1 protein-coding gene and 1 pseudogene are annotated in these 275 nt (G+C 56.4%); one reads left to right on the top strand and one right to left on the bottom strand.

Annotated features, from left to right (window positions below; all coding sequences use genetic code 11):
• Positions 1-133, top strand: a 133-nt coding sequence (locus tag AB9K34_RS13990; RefSeq protein ID WP_148044812.1) for a transposase, incomplete at its 5' end; no start/stop codon positions are given.
• On the opposite strand, the pseudogene AB9K34_RS13985 reads toward AB9K34_RS13990, so the two are convergent.
• Positions 134-271 (bottom strand): annotated as a pseudogene (locus AB9K34_RS13985) (integrase); the annotation flags it as partial.
• Positions 272-275 lie beyond the last annotated feature (4 nt).

Raw genomic sequence — 275 nt, 5'->3', positions numbered from 1 at the left:
GGTCGAGCGCTGCTTCAACAAGCTCAAAAACGCCCGGCGCGTCGCCACCCGCTACGACAAGACCGCCGAGAGCTTCCTTGGCTTCATCGACATCACATCTATCCGCCTATGGCTCCGCCATTTGTCAACATGACCTAGTCTTGCTCTGGATCACCGAAACGCGTTCTCGCGCGCGATCATCCTTTACCAGGTCAGACACGGTCAATTTGACGAGATCACAGCCGCGCAGTTTGCTGTCGATCGCGACGTTGAACAAGGCCAGATCGCGCAGATAA

Origin of the sequence: Sedimentitalea sp. XS_ASV28 (genome assembly GCF_041224545.1) — a bacterium.
Classification (GTDB): Bacteria; Pseudomonadota; Alphaproteobacteria; order Rhodobacterales; family Rhodobacteraceae; genus Sedimentitalea.
Note: the sequence above shows the minus strand (reverse complement) of the source record. Positions and strands in the feature narration are given on the sequence as shown.